We start from the raw sequence: 23,007 nt of genomic DNA, 5'->3' as shown, positions 1-23,007 counted from the left end.
TGCGCGAAAAACACCGTGGTCAATCTCACGCGCCTCGCTTTATAGTCGCGGCAATGACGGATGTGACCAAACCTTTGCGCCGTGGCTGGACCACGGGGGCCTGTGCGACGGCGGCAACGCGCGCGGCGTTGATGGCGCTATGGGGGGAGGGATTCCCTGAGAAACTGCGGATCACCTTGCCCAAAGGCGAGCGACCGGAGTTTGCGCTCTCATACCGCGCTGAAGGGCCGGGCTGGGCCGAGGTGGGCATCATTAAGGACGCGGGCGATGACCCCGATGTCACCCACGGCGCGGAAATTCGCGCGCGTGTCACGCGGTCCATGGGCGGCGCGAGCGGTGTAGTGTTCAAAGCGGGCGAGGGCGTTGGCATGGTGACCAAACCCGGCCTGCCAATCCCGCCCGGTGAGCCCGCAATCAACCCGGTGCCGCGTCAGATGATGACGGATCAGGTCACGGAGATGGCCGCACGGCTGGGCCAATCCCCCGATATTGAAATCACGATTTCGATCCCGGGTGGGGCCGAGATTGCGCAAAAAACATGGAACCCGCGGCTTGGCATCAAAGGCGGTTTGTCGGTCTTGGGCACCACGGGCATTGTGCGGCCGTTTTCTTGCGCGGCGTGGATTGCCTCGATCCATCGCGGCATTGATGTGGCGCGCGCCGAAGGGTTGACCCATGTGGCGGGTTGCACGGGCGCGACGTCCGAGCGGGTGGTGCGCGGGCTGTATGATTTGCCCGAAGGCGCGATGTTGGACATGGGCGATTTCGCCGGCGGGATGTTGAAATATCTGGCCAAACATCCGGTGCCGCGTGTCACCATTGGCGGCGGCATTGGCAAAATCGCCAAGCTGGCGCAGGGCGAGATGGATTTGCATTCCAAACGCGCGCAAGTCGATTTTGCCTTTTGGGCCAAAGAGATGAATGACCCGGAACTTGCGCAATCGAACACGACGCTGGAGATGTATGAGCGTAAAGGGGCTGACTTTGCCCGCGTGGTCGCGCAGAAAGCCTTGGCGGCGGTTGAGGCACGGTTTGGCGGGCGTGGAACCACGTTTGACATCGTGGTGATTGACCGCACAGGCGAGATCATAGGACGGGCAGAATGATCCTTTTATTGGCAGGCACAACCGAGGCGCGCATCCTCGCGGGCTATATGGCCGAGGCGGGGATCAAAACCGTGGCTTCTTTGGCCGGGGCCACGCGCACGCCTGTGGCGATGGCGGTGGAGACGCGGGTCGGCGGCTTTGGCGGGGACGCCGGGTTTGAGGCCTATTTGGACGCCTCAGGCATCACCGCCGTGATTGACGCCACCCATCCGTTCGCGGCCAAGATCACCACCCGCACCGCGCGGATTTGTGCCGCGCGCGGCCTGCCGTATTTGCGCTATGAGCGCCCGGGCTGGCGCTCGCGTCCGGGGGATGCCTGGCATGAGGTGGCGGATTACGCGGGTTTGTCCGCGATCATCCCGGTGGGCGCGCGGGTGTTTTTGGCAACAGGCCGACAAAGCCTGTCTCAGATGGCGCATTTGGCGGATCGGCATTTGATCTGTCGGGTGATTGACCCGCCTGAGGTGCCCTTTCCCTATCCCAATGGGGCGTTTGTCGTCGGGCGTCCGCCGTTTTCCGAAGGCAAGGAATTGGAGACATTGCACGCGCTCAATCCCGATTGGATGGTGGTGAAAAATGCAGGCGGGGCCTCTGGACGGGCCAAATTGGACGCGGCGCGCCGCCTTGGGATTTCGGTGGCGATGATTGCGCGACCTGCGGTGCCTGCCGGGATCGAGCGGCGCGAACAGATGCTTGATGCGTTGGAATGGGCGGAGGCACATGGGCGCATATAGGATCATCACCTGCGAGGCAGATGTCACCGAAGGCGCGGCGTGGCTGGCGGATCATGATCCACGCTTTGCCCATGCCCTGAGCCTGACCGGGCCTTTGCCGCTCAGACGCAACAAGGACGGGTTTGAACAACTCTTCGCCGCGATTGTCAGCCAACAAATCTCTGTCGCCGCCGCCAATGGCATCTGGACGCGGCTCAAAACCGCCAGACTAACCGGGCCGCGTAAGATTATATGGGCCAGCGAGGACGAGCTGCGCGCCTGTGGCCTGTCGCGGCAAAAGGTGCGTTATGCCAAGGCGCTGGCCGAGGCGCGGATTGATTTTCGCGCGCTCCGGGAGGCGCCGACGGATCAGGTGATTGCCACGCTGGTCGATGTGCCCGGCATTGGCGTGTGGACCGCCGAAATTTACGCGATGTTCTCTTTGGGCCATGCCGATGTCTTTGCGCCGGGCGATTTGGCGCTGCAAGAGGCGGCGAAGATCCTGTTTGATCTGCCGGAGCGGCCGAAAGAGCGGGTCATGCGGCAGATGGCCGAAGACTGGACCCCATGGCGCGCGGTTGCAGCGCGGCTGCTTTGGGCCTACTACCGGGTGCAGAAACAGCGCGAAGGCGTGCGATGAGACGAGATTTGAGACAGGGGATGATGTGACGTGACCAATCTGACCAACCATATGAAAGACAGCCTGTCGGGCCGGGTGAATTCCGTTGTCGTGTTCGTGCATGGCTATGGCGCGGATGGCAAAGACCTTTTGGGGCTGGCTGATCCTTTGGGCGAACATATGCCCGATACGGTGTTTTTCTCGCCCGACGCACCCGAGCGCTGCACCGGAAATCCGATGGGATTTCAATGGTTTCCAATCCCGTGGATTGATGGGTCGTCCGAAGAGGAATCGCGCGACGGGATGCTGCGCGCGGTCGATGAGTTGAACGATTACCTCGACAATATCATCGTCGATTACGGCATTGAGACCGATCAATTGGCGCTCGTCGGCTTTTCCCAGGGCACAATGATGTCGCTGCATATCGCGCCGCGCCGCGAGGATGCTTTGGCCTGTGTTGTCGGCTTCTCTGGCCGCCTTTTGGAGCCGGAAATGTTGGGGGACGAGATGCGGGTGAAAATGCCGGTTTTGTTGCTGCATGGCGATGAGGACGATGTGGTGCCGCCGCAAGCCTTGCCCGAGGCGGGGCAGGCGTTGCAGGACGCGGGCTTTGAAACCTACGCCCATATCATGCGCGGCACGGGGCATGGGATTTCGCCGGATGGCCTGTCCGTGGCCTTGGCATTTTTGCGTGAAAAACTGGGCTATGACGTGCCGACCAAGGGATAATTGCGGGATAAATCCGGCATTTACTTGTTTTGTCGGCGGAAATTAGCGCTCTTTTCATCTTTTCGCTCAAAGCTGGACCTGCATATAGGTCCAGCCCCTTGACCCCGGGCCTTTGAGTGTTACATTTCTATCATTAGCTAGGAGGGCTGAAAAATGGACCTGATCATGACCACCGCAATCGCCTTTGGTGCAACTGCTGTCATGGTGGCCTATGCCCTCATCTCGAAGTCTCAGCATCCGACTGAGCAACGTCTCCCTATCCGCATCCGCGTTGAGGACCGTCGCAAGCGCTAAGGCGTCCGCGACCGCTCGCCCGACTGTCCGGCAGACCTTTGATCTGACGCTTGGCCCCGGTGTCACCGGGCTTGTTGGGCGCAATGGATCGGGAAAATCCACGCTTTTAAACTTCATCGCGGGCCGCATTGGTGCGCCTTTGGTGACGGGTTTATGCACCTGTTCGCATCCTGCGCGGCTGTTGGATCAACAGGCCAATCCTCTGCGGCGTCTGATGGATCTCTTCGGGGTCACCGAACCGCTTTTGGACCTGTGGCGCGCGTTGCGCGGCGAGGCGACCAAGGCGGCGTTCGAAACGATAGACTGGACACTCGAAGAGCGGCTTTTGGCGCAGCTTGACCGGTTCGGCCTGTCCGATGTGGACCTCAGCCGCAGGCTCGGCACGCTGTCCGGCGGGCAACAGCTTCGCGCCCGTTTGGCCGCGCTGTTTTTCGATGCGCCGGAAATTGTCCTTCTCGATGAGCCGACCAATGCGTTGGACCGCGACGGGCAGGCGATGGTGGCGCAGGCGCTGCGAGATCACAGTCGTATTCATGGCGGTATTGCGCTTGTCGCCAGCCATGATCGCCACCTGTTGGATCAGATGGATCGAATCGTGTCGCTGGACCCGGACGGCGGGGTGACGGTGTTTGGTGGCGGCTGGACGGCGTTTGCGGCGGCGCGGGATGCGGATTTGACGCGGTTGCAACAGGCATCCGCGCGCATGGTGCGGCAGGTGAAACACACTGAGGCGCAACGGCGGGAGTCTGCCGCGCGCCAAGACCGCCGTGCCCGCCAAGGGCGAAAGCTCAGAGATGGGTCACAGTCGAAACTGCTTTTGGATATGGCAAAAGAGAGCGCGCAAAGCAGTGCCTCGGCGCGGATCACGGCGGAGGCGCGCAAAAAGGCGGCTCTTGAGGCCGAGCAGGCCGAGATTGCCCAAAAGATCGAGGTGCGAACTCCGGTCCATATGGATTTCCCCGCGGTTCATGTGCCGCCCACGAAGCAGATTTTTCAGCTTGATGAGGCTGTTTTTACTGTTGGAGATCAAAAGATTGGACCAATTAGTTTAAGTTTGGTCGGCCCCGCACGGCTGCGCCTTTCCGGGCCGAACGGGGTGGGGAAATCGACGCTTTTACGCGCGATTTCCGGGGAGATTGCGCCGATCTCGGGGCAGGTGAATCGCTTGGTGTCCTGTGCGATGCTGGACCAAAATGGCGGATTTGCCCAAGATGCCGGGTCATTGATCGCGGCGGCGGAGCAGGCCTTTCCATCGATTGCCGGGGCGCAATTGCGCGCATGTCTGGCCCGCGCCGGGTTTCGCGGCGATGCGGCCCATGCGCCTGTGCAAGACCTGTCGGGCGGGGAAAAAATGCGGGCGAGGATCGCGCTTTTGGCCGCGAGGCCGGAGGTGCCGCCGCTTTTGCTGCTTGATGAGCCGACAAATCACCTTGATCTCGCCGCCCTTGAGGCGCTTGAACTGGGGCTGTCACAATGGCGCGGTGCGATGATTGTGGTGACCCATGATGACGTATTTGCCCAAAAAATGGCGTTCACGGGAGAGGTCGCCTGGCCCTTTGCTTAATCTATGGGCCGCATGAGACCGCGCCTCGTCACAGAGGCGTCACGAAAGCGCGATAAAACGCCAAGGAGCGGATCACATATATACAGGGGCTTGTCAGGTTTAAGCCGCGATATATAGTGGAGACATATGAGGGACGGGGTGTCCCGTCCTTGAACCCAGATGGTCGCAAGGCAGGATTGGTGCGTGAGGATGGACGGAGATTTCAGAACACATTTTGTGCGCGAACCGAATGCGGTAAAGGCCCATTCGGCCTTGGTGCTCAACGCGGATTATCGGCCCTTGTCCTATTACCCGCTGTCGCTTTGGCCATGGCAAGAGGCGGTGAAGGCGGTGTTTTTGGACCGGGTGGATATTGTCGCCGAGTATGACGACTATGTGCACAGCCCGAGTTGCAGGATCAAAATCCCGTCGGTCGTCGTCCTCAAAGATTATGTCAAACCTCAAAAGCGCGTGGCTTTCACGCGCTTTAATTTGTTTTTGCGCGATGAATTTTGTTGCCAATATTGCGGCTCGCGCGGGGATTTGACCTTTGACCATGTGATCCCGCGGGCGCGTGGTGGGATCACATCGTGGGAAAACGTGGTGGCGGCCTGTTCGCCGTGCAACCTGAAGAAAGGGTCGAAATCCCTGCGTCAGGTGGGCATGTCTTTGCGCAAACCGCCGCGCCCGCCGGTGTCTGAGGAGCTGCGCAATATGGGGCGGAAATTCCCGCCGAACCATTTGCATGAAAGCTGGATTGACTATCTCTACTGGGACAGCGAATTGGACGCCTGAGACTTTGGCGGCGACATTAAGCCGAACAGGACGCCCCACCCAGAACACAGAATTTCGCACAATGTGGATGATTGAGCGCCACCTCGCCAGAGGCCTCGCGCAAGGTCGCGCCCAGTTCAAATTCCGCCGCGTAGGGCAAGAGCGTACAGGCCACGACCGAAGGTGCGGACCCTTTGCGTTTGATCACCATCCGGCTTGAGGCACACATCACATCGCGCGGCGATTTGTTGAGAATGCCCCAACAGGCGGTGGTGATTTCAGGCACTTCGACGGAGATGTCCATTTCTGGAAAAATCACTGTCTTTCCGGGGTGGTACGCGTCGATTTTATAGTCGTTTTCCGCAAAGATCCGGGCAAATCCGGCCCGCGCGTCCTGATCCGTTTCATGCCAAAGCGAGCGTGCCGCCACGGCCAGCATCAGCCCCGCATCACGCGCCCAATCCATGCCCGCCAAGGTCTTTTGAAAACTGCCCGCGCCGCGCATCTCATCGTGATTGGCCTCAGACCAATGATCGAGTGACACCCGCAGCGTCATCTTGCCGGGAAACGCGTCATTGAGCGCCACAAGCCCGGTTTTGACATGCGGGCGCTGCATCGGCTGCATGGCATTGGTCAGGATCAACACCTCATAGCCCCGGACAAGCGCCGCCCGCGCCATCGCAATCATATCCGGGTTCATAAACGGCTCGCCACCGGTGAATGCAATCTCGCGTAGATCCCACTTCAAATTGTCGAGCTCGTCCAAATAGCTTTCGACCTCCGCAACCGTCAGATAGGCCAACGCGTCATTGGTCGGCGAGCTGTCGATATAGCAATTGACGCAGGTGATGTTGCATAATGTGCCCGTATTGAACCATAGGGTTTGCGGATCAGTCAGGGCGACGGTGGCCCGCGCGTCACCTTTGGCGGTTCGTTTTGGGTCTTGGAATTTGCCAAGATTGGTGGCGGGCTGGGGCGTGTCCAAGTCTTTCATTATGTCTTTCATCACGTCTTTCATAAAAGTCTCTACGGGCTTTCTGATGTTGGGCTCTGTTTTTTGAGATCAGAGTTTAATCAGGCTAAAGGCTCTGCGCCGTTGTGAAAAGAGCGCACAATCGGATGCACAGGGATGTGAATTGCCGCTTTGGCAAAACTCAGGCTTGAGAGAGGGCAAAGCGGTGCTAGACTCTGAAGTGCCGTCGCGGTAAATGATCCGCGTTAGCGCTAACGCCTCATAAGCCCCAATGCTGCGGGCCGAAAGGAACAGACATATGGCTTCTCGCGTCATTCCGGTCGAGGATTTCGACCTCGTGATTTTTGGTGGTACGGGTGATTTGGCCCGGCGAAAAATTCTGCCGGGGTTGTATCGCCGGTTTTGTTCTGGCCAAATGCCGGAAACCGCGCGGATCATTGGCGCCGCACGGTCCGAACATGACACCGCAGAGTTTCGCCAGATCGTGCGTGACGCGATCCGCGAGTTTTCCAAAAAGAACGCGTGCGATGATGCGTTGATCGGCACGTTTTTAGAGCAACTACATTACGTTCAGGTCGACGCCAAAGGCGAGGATGGCTGGGATGATCTGCGCGATTTGATGCGCAAGGATGTGGTGAAAGCCTATTATTTCTCGGTCGCGCCGAGCCTGTTTGGCGATTTGGCCGAGCGGCTGCAAGCTCATGGCATTGCCGACGAAGACGCCCGCATCGTGGTTGAAAAACCCTTTGGGCGTGATCTGGCCAGTGCCAAAAAGCTGAACCAGGACCTCGCCAAACATTTCGACGAAACACAGATTTACCGCATCGACCACTATCTTGGCAAAGAGACGGTGCAAAACCTGATGGCGGTGCGGTTCGGCAACATCCTGTTTGAGCCGCTGTGGAATTCGCAATATGTCGATCACATCCAAATCACCGTGGCCGAGACGGTCGGGGTTGGCGGGCGTGGTGAATATTACGATAAATCGGGCGCGATGCGCGACATGGTGCAAAACCACCTGATGCAGCTTTTGTGCCTGATCGCGATGGAGCCGCCGTCACGGTTCAACCCGGATGCGGTGCGTGACGAAAAGCTCAAAGTCATTCGTGCGTTGGAGCCGATTGATCATCACCACATTGTGCGCGGTCAATATGATGCGACAGAGACAGAACCGTCTTACCGCGAAGATGCCGGCGATCCGCGGTCGCGCACCGAAAGTTTCATCGCGCTGCGCTGTATGATTTCCAACTGGCGGTGGGCGGGCACGCCGTTCTATCTGCGCACCGGCAAAAAGCTAAAAGCCCGCGCGTCGGAAATTGCCGTGGTGTTCAAAGATGCACCACATTCGATTTTTGGCGAAGAGGCCGGGCGTCACGCCAATGTGCTGTCCATTCGGTTGCAGCCCAATGAGGGCATGACGTTGAAAGTGACGATCAAAGAACCGGGTCCGGGCGGGATGCGTCTGATTGATGTGCCGCTGGATATGAGTTTTGCCGATGCCTTGGGCGAGGAGGCGGATGACATTCCAGACGCCTATGAGCGGCTGATCATGGATGTCATTCGCGGCAACCAAACCCTGTTTATGCGCGGCGATGAGGTCCAAGCCGCCTGGGCCTGGACCGATCCTTTGATCGAAAGCTGGGAAGCGCGCTCTGACGTTCCGAAACATTATGATGCCTATTCCTCTGGTCCCGAAGACGCGGCGATGATGCTTCACCGCGAAGGGCGGCGCTGGCGGGAGATTAAGGAATGAGCTTTATCGAATACCCCGACCGCGAGGTGATGCAACTTGATCTGGCCAATAAGATTGCCGGAGAATTGCGCAACGCCTTGGATCATCAGGAGCGGGTGAGTTTTTGCGTCCCTGGCGGCTCCACGCCGGGCCCGGTGTTTGACACGCTCTCGGATGTGGGGCTGGACTGGGACCGGGTGGATGTGTTGCTCAATGACGAACGTTGGGTGTCTGAGAGCTCTGATCGCTCCAACACCGCCATGCTCAAACGCCGCCTTTTGGTGAACAAAGCGGCACGCGCGCACCTTATCCCGCTCTATACGGATGTGCCCACGCCCGAGGATGGTTTGGCCGGGTTGATGCCCGCGATCGAGGCGATTTTGCCGATCAATGTGCTGCTTTTGGGGATGGGCAACGATATGCACACCGCAAGCCTGTTTCCCGGTGCCGATCAATTGGAATTGGCGCTCTCGGATGAGGCCCCGACGCTTTTGGCCATGCGCGCGCCCGGTGCGCCCGAACCCCGGATCACCCTGTCCGCGAAAGCGCTCAAAACCGCGATTTCGATCCATATTCTGATCACCGGCGATGACAAGCGCAAAGCCTATAAGGCCGCGCATGATCTACCCGTGCAGGACGCACCCGTGACGGTGTTTTTGCCGCAAGCGCATGTTCATTGGGCGCCTTGATCATTCCCGGGGCTTCGGATGCAAAAGAGACGCCAGAAAGCGCCGATTTCAAGACGCCCTTAGCAAGATTGAAACAAATCCAGTATAAGCGAGGTGACGCAAGGGTTTGACGATCCGGTCAAATCGGTGCCCACCCAAAGGAGACCAAATGTCCGTTGATTTTGCAGCACTCAAAGCGCTCCATGCCGCCGCGGGAGACCGTCACATCCTTGAGCTTTTTCAACAGGATGAGGACAGGGCCTCTCGTTTCTCGGCCATAGCGGATGGTCTTTTGTTTGATTATTCCAAAACCAATATGGATGACGCTGCGCTTGCGGCTTTGATGGCGCTTTTGGAGGTTGCAGGCGTCGCGGAGAAACGCGAAGCGATGTTCTCTGGCGAAAAGATCAACGACACCGAAGGCCGCGCCGTCTTGCACACAGCCTTGCGCAATCTCGATGGTGGCGAGGTCTTGGTAGACGGCAAGGATGTGATCGCGGGCGTGCGTCACACGCTGGCGCGGATGGATGATTTTGCCGACCGGGTGCGGCGCGGGTCGATCTCCGCCTATTCCGGTGCGCCGTTTGAGGATGTGGTCAATATCGGCATCGGCGGCTCGGATTTGGGTCCGGTGATGGCCTATGAGGCGCTCAAACCCTATGAGGACGGCCCGCGCTGTCATTTCGTCTCCAATGTCGACGGCGCGCATATCAACGACGTGCTCAAGGGGCTGAACCCGCAAACCACGCTGGTGATTGTCGCCTCGAAAACCTTCACCACGATCGAGACCATGACCAATGCCAAAACGGCGCGCGACTGGTTGGTCAAAGCGGTCGGCGAAGAGGGGATTTCCAAACATTTCGCCGCGCTTTCAACCGCCAAAGACAAAACCGCCGCATTCGGCATCGACCCCGATCTGGTCTTTGGCTTTGAGGATTGGGTTGGCGGGCGCTATTCGGTCTGGGGGCCGATTGGCCTGTCCTTGATGTTGGCGATTGGGCCGCAAAAATTCGCCGAATTCCTGCGCGGTGCGCAAGCGATGGACACGCATTTCCGCACGGCTGAGTGGCAAGACAACCTTCCGGTGCTTTTGGCGCTGGTCGGCCTTTGGCACAATCAGGTCTGTGGTTACGCCACCCGCGCGGTTTTGCCCTATGAACAGCGCTTGGTGCGGCTTCCGGCCTATCTGCAACAGCTTGAAATGGAATCAAACGGCAAACGCGTGGCGATGGACGGCACGGATTTGCCCTTTAACAGCGGACCCGTTGTGTGGGGCGAACCCGGCACCAATGGCCAACATGCGTTTTATCAATTGATCCACCAAGGCACGCGGGTTGTGCCCTGTGAATTCTTGGTCGGTCGTTTTGGTTATGAGAAAGGGCTTGAGCACCAGCATGAGCTTTTGGTGTCAAACTGTCTGGCGCAATCGGAGGCCTTGTTGCGCGGGCGGTCGCTTGACGAGGCGCGCGCAATCATGGCCGCCAAAGGGCTTGAGGGCGCGGAACTTGACCGCCAAGCCCGCCACCGTGTCTTCCCCGGCAATCGCCCATCAACCACGCTGGCCTATGAAAAACTCACGCCGTTCGTTTTGGGACAAATCGTGGCGCTTTATGAGCATCGGGTGTTTGTTGAGGGCGTGATCCTTGGCATCAACTCCTTTGATCAATGGGGGGTTGAGCTTGGCAAGGAGCTGGCGCTGGTGCTGCAGCCGGTTTTGGCGGGCGAGGCGGATGGCGCGGGAAAAGATGGCTCGACGTTACAATTGGTGCAATATTTGCAAACCAAGACGGCCTGAACTCTCTAAAAGTGAATGTAAAAAGGCGCCCAATCTGGCGCCTTTTCTATGGGTTATGAGGCTGTTTTAATGTGACGCCTCAACCAAACATCGCACCAAATTTCATTGCCGTTTTCGCATCCCCCGCGATCTTCAGCTTACCAAACAGCGCCGCTTTCATCGGGTTCAATGTTCCGGCGAGAATTTTCTCAAAACTCTCCTGATCGGCCATGATCGCGCAATCGGCGCGTGCGTCAGAGATCTCGACCCCTTGGCCAAAAATCACCAAATTGCCCACGTCTTTGATCCGCAACGAGACGGATTTTTCAAAATTCTCGGTCTCAAGCCGCTGCAACAACGCGGCCTTGGCGGTTTCTAAAAATGGATGTGTCATGCGGTTCTCCCCTTTGGATCAAGCCGTAGCGCGCAGAGGCACCATCGCCCAGAGAAACGCTGCGTCGAAACGCTGTGTCTCGTGCAAAAATCCGGGATCAAATGGGGGACGTTTGGAGCGGGTAACGAGAATCGAACTCGTAACTAAAGCTTGGGAAGCTGCCGTGATACCTTTTCACCATACCCGCGCGCCGTGTGGGCCTAGGTAGTCAAACCGCGCGCGGCGGTCAAGTGGATTTGCACCAAACCGCGCGCAAGTTTTATCCTTTTACCGCCGCTTAGCGCCGCCGACGTCGCCCCGTGCCACCGCTTGAGCCGCTGTTAAACGACGGTTCGGGCAGGGGCACCACGGCGCGCAACCCGGCAAACGGGTCGGTGGCGTGGGGGATGGCATTGGCGGCGACGAAATGTTCCTGAAACCGCGGTTCAATCGCGGTTTCGATCTTGGTGATCTCATGCACCAAAGCCTCGACCTCGCGCCGGGCTGCCACGTTCAAAAGCGCGATCTGTGCGCCCGTGCCCGCCGCATTGCCGGCACTTGTGACATGCTCCAACGGGCAATCCGGGATCATCCCCAAAACCATCGCGTGTTTTGGCGAAATATGTGCGCCAAAGGCCCCGGCCAAAACCACGCGCTCCACTTTGTCTGAACCAAACTCGTCCATCAACAGCCGCGCTCCGGCATAAAGCGCGGATTTGGCCAATTGGATGGCGCGGATGTCGCCTTGGGTGACCGAAATCACCGGACCGCCGTCTTCTGACCCGTCATGGATCAGATAGCTGTGGGTGCGTCCTTCGGGGCGCGCGCGCGCGGTGCCCGTGGCCTCGGCCGATCCGATCAAGCCATTGGCATCGACGATCCCGGCCATGCGCATTTCCGCCACCGCCTCGATGATCCCCGATCCGCAAATGCCCGACACGCCAGTGACCGCCGTTTGTGCAGCAAAATCCGGATCATCAGACCAAAGATCACAGCCGATCACCTTAAAGCGCGGTTCTTTCGTGGTGGGGTCAATTTCCAACCGCTCAATCGCGCCGGGCGCGGCGCGTTGACCGCTTGAGATTTGTGCCCCTTCAAAGGCCGGTCCCGTCGGAGAAGAACAGGCCAAGACGCGGGTTTTATTGCCCAAAATGATCTCCGCATTGGTGCCGACATCGACGATCAGCGTCAGCGGATCACGTTTTTGCGGCGCTTCCGAGAGTGCCACGGCTGCCGCATCGGCACCAACATGGCCCGCGATCAATGGCAGGATATAGACCTGTGCGGCGGGGGCGAAGCTCAGGCCCAACTCAGCGGCAGACAGGTCCATCGCGGCGTTCGTGGCCAGCGCAAAGGGCGATTGCCCCAAAGGCGTCGGGTCCAATCCCAAAAGCAGGTGGTGCATCACCGGGTTCATCACGAACACTGTCTCATAAATATCCGTGACTTTGACCTCAGCCTCGATCGCCAACTCCTGCGCCAGCGTGTTCATCGCCTCGCGCACCGCAGTCGTCATGTCAGCCGCACCCGTGTCATTCATCATCGCATAGGAGACGCGCGACATCAGATCTTCGCCAAAGCGGATTTGCGGGTTCATCACCCCGCCAGAGGCCTTGACCTCGCCGGTTGTCAGATCGGTCAAATGCGCCGCGATGGTGGTGGAGCCTAAATCCACCGCCAACCCGTAAAGGGGCGGCTCAGTAAAGCCGGGCCAGACGCCGACCAGTTTGATCACACCCGTGCGCGCCATGTTGAGCGCCACCGTGATCTTATAGTCTCCTTTGATCAGCGCGGCCTGAATCGCGATCAGCATCGGCAGCGGCAAGGTCTGGGGCAGGGTGGCGGGATCGACCTGCCATTGCGTCAACAGCGCGGTTTTCAACCGTTCCCAATCGCCGGTGGGCGCGTGCATATCGGCCTCTTCGACCTCGACATAGACGGCGCGGGTGGCCGGGTCCATTTCTATCACGCGGGTGGTCGCGGCCTTGCGCACCACCTGTTTGTGAACCTGACTTTCCGGCGGCACATCCAGCACCACATCACCTTGGATACAGGCCTGACAGCCCAAACGCCGCCCCGGTTTCAATCCGCGCACCCGGTCATAGCGCTCTTCGACGGTGTTCACATCGCTGAGCGCGTCCGGGTCGGCATGGATGCCATGTTTCGCGTGTTCACCAAAAGACGGCTGCACCTGACATTTCGAACAAATTCCGCGCCCGCCACAGACCGAATCCAGATCGACGCCCAATTGCCGTGCGGCCTGCAATACGGTTGTGCCCGGTGCCACATGGCCGCGTTTGCCCGAGGGGGTGAAAATCACCAGTGGATCAGAGTTGCTCATTTCGAACCTTTCAAAGGATCATCGTCGCGCCAGGCACCGCTCTCTAAACCATCCAAGGCCCAAGGGCCGATGGAAAGGCGAATGAGCCGCAGAGTGGGAAAGCCGACATGGGCCGTCATCCGCCGGACTTGGCGATTGCGGCCCTCGGATATGGTCAGTTCGAGCCAGGACTCTGGCACCGATTTGCGGTAGCGCACCGGCGGCGTGCGCGGCCAAAGCCAGTCGGGCGCATCGACGCGGCGGGCGCGGGCAGGGCGGGTCATGCCGTCTTTGAGCATCACACCTTGGCGCAGCTCTTTCAAAGCGGCCTCGTCCAAATCGCCCTCGACCTGCGCCAGATAGGTCTTTTCCATCTTGTGACGCGGGTTGGAAATCCGCGCCTGTAGCGCCCCGTCATCGGTCAGGAGCAAAAGCCCCTCGCTGTCGCGATCGAGCCGCCCGGCGGGGTAGACTTTGGGCACAGAGACAAAATCCGACAGGGTGCGACGGGTCGTCCCCTCGGTGCCTTTATCGGTGAACTGAGAGAGCACATCAAAAGGCTTGTTCAGGCAAATCAGCCGGGCCATGCGCGCGCTCCTGTCTTTACTGTGATCCAAATACTCAATGGTTAACAGCGATATGGTTAACAGCGATTTACCGGCGACGACGCCCACCGCCACGACGCCCACCACCAGAGCCCGCAGAGGCAGAGGCGGTTGCGGCCTCGGCAAACGACATGCCCTCGGCCACGGCGTCCATGATCCGGGCAAAGCTGATCCATTTGGTGCCGTCGGGGTCGTGGTTCATCAACAGGTTGGCGGCGCGGATCGCCTCCATTTCCTGAATGCGGACCGGGTTCATGATCGCGGAGGTCATGCCCGCGCCAATCGCCATTGGCAAAAACGCGGCGTTGATGCCGTGACGATGTGGCAGACCGAAAGAGACGTTTGAGGCGCCGCAAGTGGTGTTGACGCCCAATTCGTCGCGCAGACGACGCACCAAAGTGAACACCTGTTGCCCTGCGGTGCGCATCGCGCCGATTGGCATCACCAGCGGGTCGACCACGATGTCATGGGCGGGAATGCCATAGTCGGCCGCGCGTTGGACGATGCGTTTGGCAACCTCAAAGCGCACATCGGGATCTTCGGAAATCCCGGTGTCGTCATTGGCAATCGCCACGACCGGCACGTTGTATTTTTTCACCAAGGGCAGCACGCGCTCCATCCGTTCTTCTTCGCCCGTCACCGAGTTCAACAGCGGGCGGCCCTCAGCGGCTTCAAGCCCCGCTTCCAAGGCATCCGGCACAGAGCTGTCGATGCACAGGGGCACATCGACGATGGCCTGAATCCGCGCCACAAGTTCGCGCATAAGAGGTGGTTCGACAAAATTATTGTCGGCATAGCGCGGGTCTTCGGCCATTTTGTTGGAAAACACGGCGCCGGAATTGATGTCCAAAATACTGGCACCACAGGCGACCTGTTCCAAAGCATCGCGTTCAACGGTGGAAAAATCGCCCAGCTCCAATTCCGCCGCAAGCTTTTTGCGGCCAGTGGGGTTGATGCGTTCGCCGATCACGCAAAACGGTTCGTCAAAGCCGATCACAACGGTTTTGGTTTTGCTCTCAATCACGGTGCGGGTCATGGTCTATCCTTTAGCGGCAGGCTCGCGCCCGTCATTGTCAATGAGGGCTTTGAGCCGCTCTTTATCATAGGCCGCATCCAATGCGGCGGCTTTTTCATCGGCGGCCTGTTGTGGCGCGCCCTCGCAACTCACGGTCTCGTCGCGCCATTCGGCCATGTAAGCATCGCCATCGATCGCGCCGATGCGCATCGCCACCCGGTCGATCGCCTGTTCGAACCGCTCGGGCAAAACCGCGCGTGCCGCACGACGCCCCCGGCCCACACGGACCTGTGCGGGGATGTCACGCCAATAGATGATGGTCATATCCGACATGAGAGACCCTTTGCGCCTTATAAACTCAGCATAAACTCTGCCAAACGCATAAAAGAAAGGGCCGGGACACGAAAGGGTTGGTTGGCGCAGGGGGGCTGAAAAATTCTCATCAAGATCATGAGCCGCGCGCGGGCTGCGGCTTGGCTATCACGATTTTCACAGGGGCCGGTGGCGCGGGCACCGAAATCGTGAAGGCCTCGGATCAGAAGGTGTCTTGCCCGATGTGCAAAAATCCGCTTATGGTAGGGTTAACTTGATATGGAGGGCGTGTGATATGACGCCCAAGCGTCCCACTGGTGCGGGCGCGTTCCCGAAAGCGGTCGAGACCCCCGCGCCTCTACTTGCCGACCCGGCGGAGCTTTATGCTGCGTTAGACCTCGGTACAAATTCGTGTCGCATGTTGATTGCCCAACCCAAGGGCAGTCAGTTTCATGTGATCGACAGTTTCTCGAAATCGGTTCAGCTCGGCTCCGGGCTTGAATCGTCTGGATTTCTGTGTCGATCGTCGATTTCGCGCACGATTCAGGCCCTGCGGGTCTGTCGCAAGAAACTTGAGAAACATGATGTCAAACGGATGCGATTGGTCGCAACCGAAGCCTGTCGCCGGGCGAAAAACTCGCGCGATTTTCTGCGCCGGGTACAGCGCGAAACCGGCCTGCGGCTCGAGATCATCAAACCCGAAGAAGAGGCGCGGCTGGCGGTGATTTCCTGCGCGCCTCTGGTGTCGACCAGGACCGAACAGCTTTTGGTGGTGGATATTGGCGGCGGCTCGACCGAATTGGTCTGGATTGACCTCTCGACCGTGCCCCGCGCCGAACGTCCGCGCGCGATCATGCGGTTGCACACCGGGTTCAAAAACGCCGACAGCCCTTTCCCCCATGCCAAAGTCGTCGATTGGATTTCGGTGCCTTTGGGGGTTGCAACGTTGATGGAACAATTCTCCGATGTCGAGGATGACGCGGCGCGGTTTGCGTTGATGTCGTGGTATTTCGAAGAGAAACTTGCGGATTTCACCCCCTATGCCAATGACCCGGCCCGCGAAGGCTTTCAGATCATCGGCACGTCGGGAACGGTGACGACGGTTGCCGCGTCGCATCTGGGCCTCAAGCGCTATGACCGCAATAAGGTCGATGGCTTGCGGATGACCTCGGAACAGATTGACCGGGTGATCCGGGATTATTTGTCCATGGGCCCCGTGGGGCGCAAACGTGATCCGCGCATTGGTCGGGATCGGCAGGAATTGATCATGTCGGGCGCGGCGATTTTGCAGGCACTGCTGCGGATTTGGCCGACGGATCGGCTGTCCGTGGCGGATCGGGGCCTGCGCGAAGGGCTTCTTTACGCCCAAATGTCCGCCGATGGGGTGCTGGAAGAGGCGGTGCCGTAAAGCGGCTGAGATCGGATTGTCTTTACCGTGATATAAATACTCACAAAAAACGCGGGTCCAATCAGGCCCGCGTTTTGTATGTCTTCGATATTGAAAAGGCTTACGGGATGATCCGCGTGTATTTTGTGCCTTCAACAGTGGCACCCGCGATCAGACCCGCCTGACCAAAGACCACGGCGATCACCGGCGACAGCGAGGTCAGCGTTTCAGCGGTGATGTTTTCGCCGCGGTTGGAGATGGCATATTCCATATCCGCGCCCGCAGACCAGCCCGCAGAATTGCGGAAGGAACTGAGCGCCTCATTGGTCATGAAGAACAAGACATGGGCGTATTGCTGTGCACCGATTTGCAGGCCAAAGGTCGCCTGTGTCGAGGAATAGTAATCCACCGACACGCCGCCAACCCGCAACGCACCACGGCCATAAGACCCGCCCACACCAAAGCCCGCCTTGGTGATCAAGGGCATGACCAACATGCCGACGGATTTGTCCCGCAGCGCCGTGGTGCCGGGGTAGTTGGAATACAGATGGTTCAGCGTGGCATCGACCCGCGCGTCAATGGTGGCGGAGCCGTTCGAGCGCATCGAATTGTCACACGCGGCCAAAAGACCCGCGCTGCCCAATCCGATCATAAAGCTCCGGCGTTGAAGTCTGTTCATTGTGAATGCCCTTATACTGCTCTTTACGGTGCTACAGGCCTTTGGCCCATTGATTTTGCGCGAGTATATGACGAAAACCCTTGTCCTGTCATCCCGCGAAAACCCAAAGGCCCGCGTTTTGGCGGGTTTCGCCCATGCTTTGCCTCTTGAGCGCCCCTCAGCCGCGCAAAAGCCGCGCCGCTGCCGGGGCGAAATAGGTCAGGATCCCGTTGCAACCGGCGCGTTTGAAACACATCAGGCTTTCCAAAACCACCTTGTCATGATCGAGCCAGCCGTTTTGAATGGCTGCCATTGCCATCGCGTATTCACCCGACACTTGATAGGCAAAGGTCGGCACGCCAAAGCGGTCTTTCACCCGGCGACAAATGTCGAGATAGGGCATCCCCGGTTTGACCATGACCATATCCGCGCCCTCTGACAGGTCGCGTTCGATCAGGCGCAGCGCCTCGTCCGAATTGGCCGGGTCCATTTGATAGGTCTTTTTGTCGCCCTTGAGCGCGCCAGACGCCCCGACCGCATCGCGAAAAGGCCCGTAATAGGCGGAGGCATATTTGGCCGCATAGGACATGATCGTGACGTTCGAATGCCCGTCGGCTTCCAATGCGCGGCGGATCGCACCGATGCGCCCGTCCATCATATCGGAGGGGCCGATGATGTCCGCGCCCGCCTCGGCCTGTGCCACCGACATTTTGACCAGTGCTTCGACCGTCATGTCATTGACGATCTCGCCATCCACGACATAGCCATCATGGCCGTTGATGTTATAGGGATCGAGCGCCACGTCGGTCATGATCGCCATGTCCGGCACCGCCGCTTTGAGCGCGCGAATGGCACGGTTGACCAGATTGTCCGGGTCCCACGCGCAAGCGCAATCTTCGGTTTTCAGCTCGGGTTCGATATAGGGAAACAGGCAAATCGCCGGAATGCCCAACTCATGGGCCTCACGCGCCGCCGTGACCAAACGGTCAATCGTCAGTCGCTCAACGCCGGGCATCGACACGATCGGCGTGGCTTCATCCACCCCTTCGCGCACAAACACCGGCCAGATCAGATCCTCAACCGAAAGGCTGTTTTCACGCACAAGACCGCGCAGCGCGTTCATTTTACGAGGGCGGCGCAGGCGGGTCAGCGGGTAAGGGGCGATGGTGCGGGTCATGGGGATAGCCTTGGTTTTACGATGGGTGTCTTTGGGTGACATGGTTTTTGGGACGCTTCAAGGGTAGGAATTGCCGCGTGGGGGCACTAATCTGTGCACAGGCTGACGTTGCATCCCGGCACAGAGGCGTTAGAAGACGGATAGGTCGTCTCTTTTGGGGCGGCACCATGCCCCCAAAAGACCAAACCATAAGAAAAGAGCAGAGCCTTGGATATTTACGCAACCCTTTTCGAAGTGCTCGACACGCGGTCCTTCTCGAATATGTGGTATTGGATCGGCTTGGCGATCCTGTGGTCCACCGCCTCGCATTTTGTCTTGGGCGTGCCATTTGATTTGGCGCTCAAGGCCAAGCGGCAGGGCGGTGATCGGATGCAGGATCTTGAAGACATGGTGCGGATCAACACCGGACGACTTTTGAACATTGCCGAAGTCTCCGGTCTGTTGCTCACCGCGCTGGCGGCCACGGTGATCACGCTTTTGGGCGTGACCGGGTTTTTCTATGGGGTTGAGTTTTCTCAGGCGGTGTTTCTGATGCTGTTTCCGATGACGTTTGTCGGCGCGCTCAATATCCGCACCGCGCATAATATCACAACCCATGCACCGAAAGGCGAGGCGCTGATCTCTGTGCTGCGCCGTCATCGGTTTTTGGTTCAACTCATCGGCATGGTGTCGATCTTTGTCACGGCGATGTGGGGCATGTACCAAAACATCGTCACGGGTCCGCTGGGAGGCTGATTGGCGATGAAACCATCCACCCATCTCACCCTTGGGGGCGCTCCTGAGGGGTTTGACGCCTTTCTCCTCGCCCGCGAGGTCAGCCGTTCAAACGGTCCGGTGATCCATGTCGCGCGCGATGACAAACGCCTCGCCGCCCTGCGCGCCGCTTTGCGGTTTTTCGCGCCCGATCTGCCGGTGATCGACTTTCCGGCCTGGGATTGTTTGCCCTATGATCGGATGTCGCCCAATTCCGATGTCGCCGCCGCGCGCATGGCGACGTTGGCCGCGCTGGCGCATGATGCGATGCCGAAACGGTTCGTGCTTTTGACCACGCTCTCCGCCGCCACCCAGCGCGTGCCAACCCGCGACACGCTGGCGCAAGCGGCGTTTGTCATGCGCAAAGGCCAGCGCGTCAACGAGGCGGAACTGCGCGGCTTTTTCGTGCGCATGGGCTTTACCCAGGCGCCGACCGTGGTCGAACATGGCGATTATGCGATCCGGGGCGGCATCATTGATGTCTTTCCTCCGGGCCAAGGGCTGCCGGTGCGGCTTGATTTCTTTGGCGATGAATTGGACGGGCTGCGCCGTTTTGATCCGGCCAGCCAAAAGACCATCGACAGCTTGGAAGAGATCACCTTTACCCCGGTCTCCGAGGTCATCTTGGACGAGGCGTCCATCACCCGGTTCCGGCAAAATTACCGCGTTGAATTTGGCGCGGCGGGCACCGATGATCCGCTCTACGAGGCGGTCTCGGCGGGTAAGAAACACGCGGGTCTTGAGCATTGGTTGCCGTATTTCCACGCCCGGCTTGACACTCTGTTCGACTATATGCCGGATGCGTCCATTTCCCTGGATGATCAATCGACTGCGGCGCGTCTTTCGCGTTGGGCCTCGATTGCCGATCAATATGATGCCCGGCGCGAGGCGCTCACGGCCAAGGGTCGGATGGACAGCGTCTATAAACCTTGTCCGCCAGCACTTTTGTATCTGGACGATGCGGCTTGGGAAGCGGCGATTGCAGGCCGGCGGGTGATCCATTTTCACCCGCTGCCGCAGGCGTCGGGTCCCGGTGTGTTGGACGCGGGCGGGCGTGTTGGGCGCAATTTTTCGCCCGAACGCCAAATGGAAAACGTCAATCTTTTCGAAGAGTTGGCGGATCATGTTGAGAAACGACGCAAACAGGGGGCGGTGGTGCTTGCCTCTTGGTCGGAGGGCGCACGGGATCGGTTGAAAACCCTGCTTGAAGACCAGGACATGACCGGGCTCATCGAGATCGACGATTGGCGCGATGTGCCCGACGGTCAGGGCCAGAGTCTGGGTCGGGTGTTCTTGTCGGTCTGGGCGCTCGAAGAAGGGTTCGAGGCCCCGACCGGCGAGGGCCAGTCGGTCACGGTGATCTCCGAGCAAGACGTGTTGGGCGACCGTTTGGTGCGCCGTCCGGGGCGTAAAAAGCGGGCTGAAAATTTTCTCACCGAACATTCGTCGCTCAGTGCGGGCGATTTGATCGTCCATGTCGATCATGGCGTCGGGATTTTCCGTGGGCTTGAGGTGGTCACCGCCTTAGGCGCGGCGCATGAATGTCTTTTGCTCGAATATGCAGGCGGGGATCGGCTTTACCTCCCCGTTGAAAACATTGAACTTTTAAGCCGATATGGCCATGACGAAGGCCTGTTGGACAAGCTTGGCGGCGGCGCGTGGCAGGCGAAAAAGGCGCGGATGAAAGACCGCATTCGCGAGATCGCCGAAAAGCTGATCCGCATTGCCGCCGAACGTCATATCCGCAAAGCCCCGATCATGATCCCGCCGCAAGACATGTGGGAGGCGTTTTGCGCCCGCTTCCCCTATTCGGAAACCGAGGATCAGCTCAAAGCCATCGAAGACGTGTTGGAGGATTTCGAAGCCGGACGGCCGATGGACCGTCTGGTTTGCGGCGATGTGGGGTTTGGCAAAACCGAAGTGGCGATGCGCGCGGCCTTTGTCGCGGCCCTGTCTGGCGCGCAGGTGGCGGTGATCGCACCGACCACGCTTTTGGCGCGGCAACATTTCCGCTCCTTCGCCGAACGGTTCCGGGGCTTGCCGGTCAATGTGCGCCCCATGTCGCGCTTTGTCAGCCAAAAAGACATGGCCGCGACGCGCGACGGGTTGGCCTCAGGCGAGATCGACATTGTCGTTGGCACCCATGCGCTTTTGGCGAAAAACGTGCGGTTTCAAAACCTTGGACTGTTGATTGTTGACGAAGAACAGCGCTTTGGCGTGACCCATAAAGAGCGGTTGAAATCGCTCAAATCCGACATTCACGTACTGACACTTTCGGCCACGCCGATCCCGCGCACGCTGCAAATGTCGATGACCGGGGTGCGTGATTTGTCGATCATCGGCACGCCGCCGGTCGATCGCCTTTCAATCCGCACCTATGTCTCAGAATTCGATACGGTGACGGTGCGCGAGGCCTTGCTGCGCGAACATTATCGTGGCGGGCAAAGCTTTTTCGTTGTGCCGCGCGTGAAAGACATTCCTGAGATCGAGGCGTTTTTGAAAGACCAAGTGCCCGAGGTCACCCATGTCGTCGCCCATGGCCAGATGGCCGCAGGCGAGTTGGATGATCGGATGAACGCGTTTTATGACGGCAAATATGATGTGCTTTTGGCGACGACCATTGTCGAAAGCGGCATCGACATTCCGACCGCCAACACGATGATCATTCACCGTGCCGATATGTTTGGGCTGGCGCAGCTTTACCAAATTCGGGGCCGGGTCGGTCGCGCCAAAACCCGCGCTTACGCCTATCTGACCACCAAACCGCGCGCGCCTTTGACGCCGCAGGCGCAAAAACGGCTGCGGGTGCTCGGGTCTCTTGATATGCTGGGGGCCGGATTTACCCTTGCATCTCAAGACCTTGACATCCGAGGCGCAGGTAATCTTGTGGGTGAGGAACAGTCCGGCCATGTCAAAGAGGTCGGCTTTGAACTCTACCAATCCATGTTGGAAGAGGCGATTGCCAAGATCAAATCCGGGCAAGAGGCGATCACTTTGGATGATGACGGGCAATGGGCCCCGCAGATCAACTTGGGCGTTCCTGTTTTGATTCCAGAGACTTACGTGCCCGATCTTGATGTGCGTTTGGGGCTGTATCGCCGCCTGTCCGGTCTGCACACCAAGGTGGAGCTTGAAGGTTTTGCCGCCGAACTGATCGACCGGTTTGGCAAATTGCCGAAAGAGGTCAACACCTTATTACTCGTTGTTCGGATCAAAGAGAAATGCCGCGCCGCCGGGATTGCGCGACTGGACGGCGGACCAAAAGGTGCCACGATCCAGTTCCACAATGACAAATTCGCCAATCCGGTCGGGCTTGTCGATTTCATTCAGGCGCAAAAGGGCCACGCCAAGGTCAAGGACAACAAGATCATCGTGCGGCGCGATTGGACGCGGGAGTCAGACAAGATCAAGGGCGCGTTTTCCATCGCCCAAGACCTTGCCAATCACGCGAAGTCTGCCACGCAAACCCCTAAAAAATAAAA

At 58.9% G+C, this 23,007-nt stretch carries 21 protein-coding genes and 1 tRNA gene; 13 read left to right on the top strand and 9 right to left on the bottom strand.

Annotated elements, in window-relative coordinates; all coding sequences use genetic code 11:
- The first annotated feature begins 53 nt into the window (after positions 1–53).
- The 7 genes from BLT54_RS00220 (at position 54) to BLT54_RS00195 (ending at position 5,799) form a co-directional block, all read left to right on the top strand.
- Positions 54–1,106: a cobalt-precorrin-5B (C(1))-methyltransferase gene (locus tag BLT54_RS00220; protein WP_074639931.1), complete on the top strand. Its 1,053-nt coding sequence runs from the start codon at positions 54–56 to the stop codon at positions 1,104–1,106.
- Positions 1,103–1,840 carry a cobalt-precorrin-6A reductase gene (locus BLT54_RS00215; RefSeq protein WP_074639929.1) on the top strand — a complete coding sequence of 246 codons (738 nt, stop codon included), beginning with the start codon at positions 1,103–1,105 and terminating at the stop codon, positions 1,838–1,840. Before BLT54_RS00220 ends, BLT54_RS00215 begins: the two co-directional genes overlap by 4 nt.
- Positions 1,827–2,459, top strand: coding sequence for a DNA-3-methyladenine glycosylase family protein (locus BLT54_RS00210; protein ID WP_074639927.1), 633 nt, complete (start codon positions 1,827–1,829; stop codon positions 2,457–2,459). Before BLT54_RS00215 ends, BLT54_RS00210 begins: the two co-directional genes overlap by 14 nt.
- A 51-nt stretch (positions 2,460–2,510) precedes the next feature.
- The gene (locus BLT54_RS00205; protein WP_143026731.1) at positions 2,511–3,167 is read left to right on the top strand and encodes an alpha/beta hydrolase; all 657 of its coding nucleotides are present in this window, start codon (positions 2,511–2,513) and stop codon (positions 3,165–3,167) included.
- 165 nt (positions 3,168–3,332) lie between these two features.
- Positions 3,333–3,461, top strand: a complete 129-nt coding sequence (locus tag BLT54_RS22990) for a hypothetical protein (RefSeq protein WP_281241843.1) — start codon at positions 3,333–3,335, stop codon at positions 3,459–3,461.
- Complete coding sequence (locus BLT54_RS00200) at positions 3,439–5,025, top strand: ATP-binding cassette domain-containing protein (RefSeq protein ID WP_176832791.1); 1,587 nt, start codon at positions 3,439–3,441, stop codon at positions 5,023–5,025. Before BLT54_RS22990 ends, BLT54_RS00200 begins: the two co-directional genes overlap by 23 nt.
- Before the next feature lie 189 nt (positions 5,026–5,214).
- Positions 5,215–5,799 carry an HNH endonuclease gene (locus BLT54_RS00195; RefSeq protein ID WP_009571153.1) on the top strand — a complete coding sequence of 195 codons (585 nt, stop codon included), beginning with the start codon at positions 5,215–5,217 and terminating at the stop codon, positions 5,797–5,799.
- Between the two features lie 16 nt (positions 5,800–5,815).
- Here BLT54_RS00195 and BLT54_RS00190 read toward each other — a convergent pair whose 3' ends face one another.
- Complete coding sequence (locus tag BLT54_RS00190; protein WP_425429319.1) at positions 5,816–6,796, bottom strand: radical SAM protein; 981 nt, start codon at positions 6,794–6,796, stop codon at positions 5,816–5,818.
- A gap of 253 nt (positions 6,797–7,049) precedes the next feature.
- Between BLT54_RS00190 and zwf the strand changes: the two genes are divergently transcribed.
- The 3 genes from zwf (at position 7,050) to pgi (ending at position 10,946) form a co-directional block, all read left to right on the top strand.
- Entirely contained in the window at positions 7,050–8,504 is a 1,455-nt protein-coding gene (gene zwf / locus BLT54_RS00185; protein ID WP_074639921.1) for a glucose-6-phosphate dehydrogenase, read from the top strand.
- Entirely contained in the window at positions 8,501–9,172 is a 672-nt protein-coding gene (gene pgl, locus BLT54_RS00180) for a 6-phosphogluconolactonase (protein WP_074639919.1), read from the top strand. The genes zwf and pgl overlap by 4 nt, the downstream gene beginning before the upstream one ends.
- Before the next feature lie 148 nt (positions 9,173–9,320).
- Positions 9,321–10,946 (top strand): glucose-6-phosphate isomerase, encoded by a 1,626-nt coding sequence (pgi, locus tag BLT54_RS00175; protein ID WP_074639917.1) that lies wholly within the window; start codon positions 9,321–9,323, stop codon positions 10,944–10,946.
- A 79-nt stretch (positions 10,947–11,025) separates the two neighbouring features.
- On the opposite strand, the gene BLT54_RS00170 is transcribed toward pgi, so the two are convergent.
- From BLT54_RS00170 to BLT54_RS00145, 6 genes are all read right to left on the bottom strand, one after another.
- Complete coding sequence (locus BLT54_RS00170; RefSeq protein ID WP_074639915.1) at positions 11,026–11,319, bottom strand: SCP2 sterol-binding domain-containing protein; 294 nt, start codon at positions 11,317–11,319, stop codon at positions 11,026–11,028.
- A 113-nt stretch (positions 11,320–11,432) separates the two neighbouring features.
- Positions 11,433–11,506, bottom strand: a tRNA-Gly gene (locus tag BLT54_RS00165).
- A 90-nt stretch (positions 11,507–11,596) separates the two neighbouring features.
- Positions 11,597–13,639: an ASKHA domain-containing protein gene (locus BLT54_RS00160; protein ID WP_074639913.1), complete on the bottom strand. Its 2,043-nt coding sequence runs from the start codon at positions 13,637–13,639 to the stop codon at positions 11,597–11,599.
- Positions 13,636–14,205, bottom strand: coding sequence for a pseudouridine synthase (locus BLT54_RS00155; RefSeq protein WP_074639911.1), 570 nt, complete (start codon positions 14,203–14,205; stop codon positions 13,636–13,638). Before BLT54_RS00155 ends, BLT54_RS00160 begins: the two co-directional genes overlap by 4 nt.
- A gap of 67 nt (positions 14,206–14,272) precedes the next feature.
- The gene (locus BLT54_RS00150) at positions 14,273–15,259 is read right to left on the bottom strand and encodes a methyltetrahydrofolate cobalamin methyltransferase (RefSeq protein ID WP_074639909.1); all 987 of its coding nucleotides are present in this window, start codon (positions 15,257–15,259) and stop codon (positions 14,273–14,275) included.
- Between the two features lie 3 nt (positions 15,260–15,262).
- On the bottom strand, positions 15,263–15,571 hold the full coding sequence (locus BLT54_RS00145) for a virulence factor (RefSeq protein WP_074639907.1): 309 nt from the start codon (positions 15,569–15,571) through the stop codon (positions 15,263–15,265).
- Positions 15,572–15,845: 274 nt separating this feature from the next.
- Between BLT54_RS00145 and BLT54_RS00135 the strand changes: the two genes are divergently transcribed.
- Positions 15,846–16,958, top strand: a complete 1,113-nt coding sequence (locus BLT54_RS00135; RefSeq protein WP_074639903.1) for a Ppx/GppA phosphatase family protein — start codon at positions 15,846–15,848, stop codon at positions 16,956–16,958.
- Between the two features lie 100 nt (positions 16,959–17,058).
- Here the strand turns inward: BLT54_RS00135 and BLT54_RS00130 are convergent, their stop codons facing one another.
- Positions 17,059–17,616: a lipid-binding SYLF domain-containing protein gene (locus tag BLT54_RS00130; protein WP_074639901.1), complete on the bottom strand. Its 558-nt coding sequence runs from the start codon at positions 17,614–17,616 to the stop codon at positions 17,059–17,061.
- A 157-nt stretch (positions 17,617–17,773) separates the two neighbouring features.
- Positions 17,774–18,772 (bottom strand): porphobilinogen synthase, encoded by a 999-nt coding sequence (gene hemB, locus BLT54_RS00125; RefSeq protein WP_074639900.1) that lies wholly within the window; start codon positions 18,770–18,772, stop codon positions 17,774–17,776.
- Positions 18,773–18,979: 207 nt separating this feature from the next.
- Between hemB and BLT54_RS00120 the strand changes: the two genes are divergently transcribed.
- Both BLT54_RS00120 and mfd read left to right on the top strand, forming a co-directional pair.
- Positions 18,980–19,507, top strand: a complete 528-nt coding sequence (locus tag BLT54_RS00120; RefSeq protein WP_074639898.1) for a component of SufBCD complex — start codon at positions 18,980–18,982, stop codon at positions 19,505–19,507.
- Positions 19,508–19,513: 6 nt separating this feature from the next.
- Positions 19,514–23,005 (top strand): transcription-repair coupling factor, encoded by a 3,492-nt coding sequence (gene mfd, locus BLT54_RS00115; RefSeq protein ID WP_074639895.1) that lies wholly within the window; start codon positions 19,514–19,516, stop codon positions 23,003–23,005.
- The last annotated feature ends 2 nt before the right edge of the window (positions 23,006–23,007 follow it).

This window comes from Celeribacter baekdonensis, assembly GCF_900102315.1.
Lineage (GTDB): Bacteria > Pseudomonadota > Alphaproteobacteria > Rhodobacterales > Rhodobacteraceae > Celeribacter > Celeribacter baekdonensis.
The sequence above is the reverse complement of the archived record's forward strand: the minus strand, read 5'-3'. Positions and strand labels throughout refer to the sequence as shown.